Origin of the sequence: Lysinibacillus sp. ZYM-1 (assembly GCF_001308875.1) — a bacterium.
In the GTDB taxonomy this organism is placed as follows: Bacteria; Bacillota; Bacilli; order Bacillales_A; family Planococcaceae; genus Lysinibacillus.
In genome coordinates this window covers 1-6,180 of the sequence record NZ_KQ465171.1, presented here as the reverse complement: position 1 = coordinate 6,180, position 6,180 = coordinate 1, and the positions used below count along the sequence as shown (strand labels likewise).

5 protein-coding genes, 5 tRNA genes and 1 rRNA gene are annotated in these 6,180 nt (G+C 39.4%); 7 read left to right on the top strand and 4 right to left on the bottom strand.

The features are described from left to right. The first annotated feature begins 24 nt into the window (after positions 1-24). Positions 25-96: transfer RNA gene (locus AO843_RS23585), tRNA-Glu, on the top strand. 68 nt (positions 97-164) lie between these two features. Here the strand turns inward: AO843_RS23585 and AO843_RS23580 are convergent. From AO843_RS23580 to nadB, 4 genes are all read right to left on the bottom strand, one after another. After that, positions 165-581, bottom strand: coding sequence for a VOC family protein (locus AO843_RS23580; protein WP_054613482.1), 417 nt, complete (start codon positions 579-581; stop codon positions 165-167). 168 nt (positions 582-749) lie between these two features. Next, a complete protein-coding gene (nadA, locus tag AO843_RS23575; protein WP_054613481.1) occupies positions 750-1,853 on the bottom strand; it encodes a quinolinate synthase NadA in 1,104 nt (367 codons plus the stop codon). Then, on the bottom strand, positions 1,840-2,700 hold the full coding sequence (gene nadC / locus AO843_RS23570; RefSeq protein ID WP_054613480.1) for a carboxylating nicotinate-nucleotide diphosphorylase: 861 nt from the start codon (positions 2,698-2,700) through the stop codon (positions 1,840-1,842). Before nadC ends, nadA begins: the two co-directional genes overlap by 14 nt. After that, on the bottom strand, positions 2,657-4,243 hold the full coding sequence (nadB, locus tag AO843_RS23565) for an L-aspartate oxidase (protein WP_054613479.1): 1,587 nt from the start codon (positions 4,241-4,243) through the stop codon (positions 2,657-2,659). The genes nadC and nadB overlap by 44 nt, the downstream gene beginning before the upstream one ends. A gap of 100 nt (positions 4,244-4,343) precedes the next feature. Between nadB and AO843_RS23560 the strand changes: the two genes are divergently transcribed. The 6 genes from AO843_RS23560 to AO843_RS23535 all read left to right on the top strand — a co-directional run bounded on the left by AO843_RS23560 (position 4,344) and on the right by AO843_RS23535 (position 6,171). Further along, positions 4,344-5,414 carry a cysteine desulfurase family protein gene (locus AO843_RS23560; protein ID WP_054613483.1) on the top strand — a complete coding sequence of 357 codons (1,071 nt, stop codon included), beginning with the start codon at positions 4,344-4,346 and terminating at the stop codon, positions 5,412-5,414. Between the two features lie 281 nt (positions 5,415-5,695). Beyond that, positions 5,696-5,811, top strand: a 5S ribosomal RNA gene (gene rrf / locus AO843_RS23555). 10 nt (positions 5,812-5,821) lie between these two features. After that, positions 5,822-5,897 (top strand) — tRNA-Val (locus AO843_RS23550). A gap of 3 nt (positions 5,898-5,900) precedes the next feature. Continuing rightward, positions 5,901-5,976, top strand: a tRNA-Thr gene (locus tag AO843_RS23545). 7 nt (positions 5,977-5,983) lie between these two features. Then, positions 5,984-6,059: transfer RNA gene (locus AO843_RS23540), tRNA-Lys, on the top strand. Between the two features lie 27 nt (positions 6,060-6,086). Continuing rightward, positions 6,087-6,171 (top strand) — tRNA-Leu (locus AO843_RS23535). Positions 6,172-6,180 lie beyond the last annotated feature (9 nt).

Below are 6,180 nucleotides of genomic sequence, written 5' to 3'. Positions count from 1 at the left end.
TCAAATCCCTCCTTCTCCGCCATTGGCCCGTTGGTCAAGTGGTTAAGACACCGCCCTTTCACGGCGGTAACACGGGTTCGAATCCCGTACGGGTCATACCAAAAACAGTAGATGCAAATGCATCTACTGTTTTTTCTATAGAAAAATAATTTAACATAAAAGATTTATTCTTGATGCAATGCATGTTCATCCATATAAACAACTTCCCAAATATGCCCATCTAAATCTTGAAAACCCCATCCATACATAAATCCATGATCTTGTGGATCACTATATGGTTTACCACCAGCGGCCAGTGCCTTATTTACTAGTTGATCTACTTGCTCGCGATTTTCAGCAGATAGACATAAAATTGCTTCAGCAGAAGAAGAAGTATCTGCAATTTCCTTCTTAGTAAATCCTTTGAAACGATCTTCGACCATTATTAAAGCAAAAATATTTTCACAAATAATCATTGAGGCAGTCGTTTCATCACTGAATTGTTGATTGAACTCAAAACCTAACTCCTGAAAAAACTTAATGGATTTGTTTAAATCTTTAACTGGTAAATTAATAAAAATATTTTTTGATTGAAAAGCCATCTATTATCACCTCCAAATCGACATTATCATAAAGTATAAATTTGTGTCAATTTCATGAGGTAACCTGCCCATAGAAAATTACAATAGATATATTCCCGACTGAATCCTCTGAGCACATAAAAAGCAGAAACATTGTTTTTTACAACATCTCTGCTTTAAAATCCTAATTCATCTACTCACTAACATTCTATCAAGTGAACGAAGAGCTTCAGCGCAAATATGATCATCAACTTGTATACGGTTATGTGGTTGACCCTGTTCAATACTTTCTAGGCACCACAGCAAATGTGGAAGGTCAATGCGATTCATCGTTAGGCAAGGGCAAAAATTTTCATTTAAAGAGATAATATGTTTATCTGGATGCTGCTTTATAATACGATTGACAAGATTCATTTCTGTCCCTATTGCCCATGCAGATCCACTTGGTGCTTGATTAATTGTATCTATAATGTACTTGGTCGAGCCTGCATCATCAGCCGCTGCAACAACTTCTCGACTACATTCGGGATGAACAATAATCCGCATAGTTGGATATTCCCTTCGAATAGCCTCCGTATGTTGAATTGTAAACCCTTCGTGAACAGAACAATGACCCTTCCACAGAATAACTTTGATGTTTTCAAAAGGGTGTTTTGTTTCAAGCATATTTTTATGAGGATTCCAAACTGCCATATTTTCAAGTGGAACACCTAAGTCATAGGCAGTATTTCTACCTAAATGTTGGTCTGGTAAAAAGAAAATTCGCTGTTTTTGTGTAAATGCCCACTGAACAAGCTCCTTTGCATTAGATGATGTTACACATGCACCACCATGTCTCCCTGTAAAGGCTTTAATGGCTGCCGTTGAATTGACATAGGTGAGCGGGATGATCGTATCGCCAAAGAGCTGCTGCAGAATCGGCCATGCTTGTTCAGTTTGATAAATGTCTGCCATATCAGCCATCGAACAACCTGCACGCATATCTGGTAAATACACGTGCTGCTGTTTTGTCGTTAGCATGTCAGCAGTTTCTGCCATAAAATGCACGCCACAAAATACGATATGCTCTGCCTCTTTGTTTGCAGCAGATAACTGAGCCAGCTGTAAGGAATCACCCGTTGCATCAGCAAATTGAATGACTTCATCTTTTTGATAGTGATGTCCTGGAATAAAAAGCTTTGATCCTAATTTTCTTTTGATTGATAAAATACGAGATTCCATTTCCTTTACGGATAATGTCCGATAATGTTCAGGAAGTAGTGCCGCCTGCTGTAATAAACTAGTGATGGACAATAGAGTAGCCTCCTTTCATTTGTACGAGTGCGCTAATGTCAAAGGCTTTGACAGAATGTGTTAGGGAACCAAGTGAAATCCACTGAACACCTGTATGAGCATAAGCTCTTATATTTTCTAGTGTGATACCACCGGATGCTTCGGTTGCGATAGAAGAAGGGACGGTGGGAAGCCATGCACGTATTTCTTCAGGACTTCGGTTATCAAACATTATGATATCTGCCCCAGCTATAATGGCTTCATCTAACTGTTCCTTTGTTTCAATTTCCACTTCAATTTTAACCGTATGACCTACTTTCTCTTTAGCAGCTCGAACGGCTTTTGTAATGCTACCAGCAAAAGCAATATGATTATCCTTTAGCATGATTGCATCATATAGTCCATTGCGATGGTTAAAAGCACCACCAGTTCTAACAGCATATTTATCAAGCATACGTAAGCCTGGTATTGTTTTGCGAGTATCGCATATTTTTGCATTCGTACCTGCAATTTCTTGAACTGCTAGATGAGCTGCTGTAGCTATAGCAGACATACGTTGAATAAGATTTAAAATGACCCGCTCCCCCATTAATAATTTTTGTAAGGGGCCATTTATAATTGCGATTACATCGCCAGCTTCTACGGCTTCTCCATCCTTTTTAGAAAGGTTGATTTCTATGGATTGATCTAGTAAGAGAAAGCCGTGCTCAATAATCGGTGCGCCACAAAAAACTCCACTTTCTTTTGCATAAAAAGAAAATGCTCCTTGCTGTTTAGATGAAAAGATAAATTCACTCGATAAATCCCCATCACCTATATCCTCATTAAAAAATTGCTTGAGCATTTCCTCGAGTTTGATGATATTCATACAATGAGTTCCTCACTTTCATTTGTCCTTGAGAAAAAATAATCCAACGGTTTGCCCATTGAGCTTCCATAGCGGGTTTATCCGTACGAATGTGGGCACCTCGTGTTTCAGTTCGTGTAATTGCCGCATGGGTCATTAATGTGGCGACAACATGCATCATATATAGTTCCAAGCTGGTCTGTTCCAAACCCCTTAAATTTACTTTGAGAAGCGCATGTATAGAGGGTAATTGCTGGACAAAATACTGCAAATCGTCAATGTTTCTAACGATGCCTAAGTATTTCATCATGTGTTGCTGTAATAGTTGTTTGCTAAATAATGATGGCACTGAATCGATACCTTTATGGTTATCAAGTAAGAAATTCTTTTGGTTACAGCCTTGTTGAATAATGAAATGGGCCATTCTTTGACCAAAAGTAATTCCTTCTAACAGTGAGTTACTGGCTAAACGATTAGCTCCATGGACCCCTGTACAGGCCACTTCACCGATAGCATATAAGTTGGCTATTGTAGTTCTTCCTTTATCATCAGCAATAATACCGCCCATTAAAAAATGACTCCCTGGCGCAACTGGAATCAGGCCGTCTTGTAAGTGAACATTGTTGTTGTGGCAGAGCTGTGTGATAGATGGAAACTTAACATCGAAATTTTGGATAGAGGATATATCGATGAACGTTTCCTTACCAGCAGCACGTTTCTTAAATAGTGCGAGTGCAGTAATATGTCTAGGCGCTAAGTCAAGTTGTGCATGTATGCCCTTCATAATAGGGCGACGCTGGGCATCTACAAAGATACCGCCAGCACCCCGTACTGCTTCAGAAACTAACCCTTTTGCCTCGTCTTCACACCAAAGAAGGCTTGGATGAAACTGCATAAATTCCATATCACTGATTGCAGCACCTGCCCGAAATGCTAAAGCGATACCATCTCCTGTATTTGTTGGATAATTAGATGTACTTGAATAAAGTGCTCCTGCACCGCCTGTCGCTAAAATAACATGATGGGCAAAATAGCGTTTAGTGCCTTCCTGTCCTTTTGTGAGTACACCTACACAGTCACCATTTGTATTTAGTAAAAGCTCGTAAGCCATTTCATAGCAATTCATCTTCGTGTTAGGCGAGAGTTTACGAAGCAAGTAATCTATGAAAATTTGACCAGTACGATCACCACCTGCATGTAGAATACGATGATGACTATGTGCCCCTTCTAAACCTAGAGCAGGTGCCCCATCGCTATGTCGATCAATGGGGAAGTCAGCTTTAAGATAGTTGCGCATTATTTTTGTGCCTTCTTCTATAAGTGTTTGCACATGACTTTTTTCATGATGATGTTCTCCGGCTTTCAATGTATCCGCAACGTGGCAATCAATATGGTCTTCTTCACTTGTTACAGCAGCAATGCCACCTTGCGCACGATAAGAACTACTCATATTGACGGATGATTTTGTAACAATTTGAATTTGAAAATGTTCTTCAAGCAGTGAAGCTGCCTGAAGTGCTGCAATTCCACTACCAATTATAAGGACGTCTGTCTTTACATCCATAGTTATACCTTCTTTACAGTTGTCTTGACAATTATCTTTACATAAATTAAAAAAGAAAACAAGACCTGATGAACAGGAGAGGAAGAATACGATGATCTATATGGATTACGCTGCAACAACACCTATGACGAAGGAAGCCCTTGAGGCATACGTAGAGGTGGCACAACGCTATTATGGAAATAGTGCAAGTCTACATGATCTAGGGGGACAAGCTCATTATTTCATCCAACAGTCAAGAGAGATTGTAGCTCGTGAACTTGGTGTAAACAGTGACGGTGTTATTTTTACTGGAAGCGGAACGGAAGGAAATATAATGGCCATATTGTCATTAGCATTAGCCTCTAAAAAAGGGAAACATATTATTTCATCACAAGCTGAACATACTTCTGTCCATGCCGCTTTGAATACACTGGAGAAAATGGGTTTTAAGGTGACAAGATTACCGATGCAGAAGGATGGTTGTATTGATATAGTGCAACTACAACAATCCATTCAAAAAGATACAGCTTTAATTACTATTCAGCATGTAAACTCTGAAATTGGCTCTATTCAACCTGTGGAAAAAATAATAGAAGCGGCAAAAAAATCAGCTGTTTACTGTCATATTGACTGTGTGCAATCCTTTGGGAAATTGACCATTCCAAGAGGGGGAGATGCTATTACAATCTCTGCTCATAAAATAGGGGGACCTAAAGGATGTGGTGCTGTCTACATAAACCCTGCAATCCGGGTTCCGGCATTAACACCAGGCATAACACATGAAAAAGGTTTAAGAGGAGGAACATTAGATACACCAGCAATTGTTGCCTTTGCGGCAGCGATTGAAAATAATCATTATGAAAGACAACATTATGAGGAATTAAGAAGGTTTTTTAAAAGTCACTTACCTAAAACATGCAAACTAATAGATTGTAAGCAGCAATTGCCAAATATATGTGGTGTCATGATGAGTAAAGTAGAGGGGCAATATGTTTTATTAAAGTTAAATGAGGCAGGGATTAGTATCTCAACAGGAAGTGCATGTGATATTCATAGTGAATCCGGAACGAAAGCTATTTTATCTATGAATTATTCAATGGAAGCGGCGCGCCAATTCTTTCGAATATCTTTTGGTCCAGCTACAACCTTTAAAGAAATTGATCAATTAATTAGGGAACTTTCTACTATTTAGTAACATAGCAAGTGAAGGGAAATTTAAAACCTTCACTTGTTTTAAACTAGATCATTAGCTAAGAATATATACATAAAAAAATAATTGTTTTCTTTTCAAACGACTATTGCTATAATATTTTGCAGGGCAATATTTTCTCTTACTTATCAAAAAATATCTTTAAAAAGTAATAATTTCTTTTTTTTATAAAAAAGTATTGCATAATATGAGAAAACGTTATACAATAATTCTTGTCTTGAAGGACAGGTAAACAACTTCAAAACAAGATACATAAAAGATAGTCTAGTGATGATGGCAAAGAGGTCACACCCGTTCCCATACCGAACACGGAAGTTAAGCTCTTTAGCGCCGATGGTAGTTGGGGGCTTCCCCCTGTGAGAGTAGGACATCGCTAGGCATAGTACCCAGGAGGATTAGCTCAGCTGGGAGAGCACCTGCCTTACAAGCAGGGGGTCGGCGGTTCGAGCCCGTCATCCTCCACCATTCGCCGGTTTAGCTCAGCAGGTAGAGCAACTGACTTGTAATCAGTAGGTCGTGGGTTCGATTCCTATAGCCGGCACCATTTTTCCGAGCCATTAGCTCAGTTGGTAGAGCATCTGACTTTTAATCAGAGGGTCGAAGGTTCGAGTCCTTCATGGCTCACCATTTAATTATCAACAATAGTAAGATTAAGCGGGTGTGGCGGAATTGGCAGACGCACTAGACTTAGGATCTAGCGCCGCAAGGCGTGGGGGTTCGACTCCCTTCACCCGCACCATTTTTAAAT

Excerpts from the sequence above, each read along its gene's own strand:
- AO843_RS23580 (WP_054613482.1), bottom strand. The coding sequence starts at position 581 with ATGGCTTTTCAATCAAAAAATATTTTTATTAATTTACCAGTTAAAGAT.
- nadC (WP_054613480.1), bottom strand. The coding sequence starts at position 2,700 with ATGAATATCATCAAACTCGAGGAAATGCTCAAGCAATTTTTTAATGAG.
- nadB (WP_054613479.1), bottom strand. The coding sequence starts at position 4,243 with ATGGATGTAAAGACAGACGTCCTTATAATTGGTAGTGGAATTGCAGCA.
- AO843_RS23560 (WP_054613483.1), top strand. The coding sequence starts at position 4,344 with ATGGATTACGCTGCAACAACACCTATGACGAAGGAAGCCCTTGAGGCA.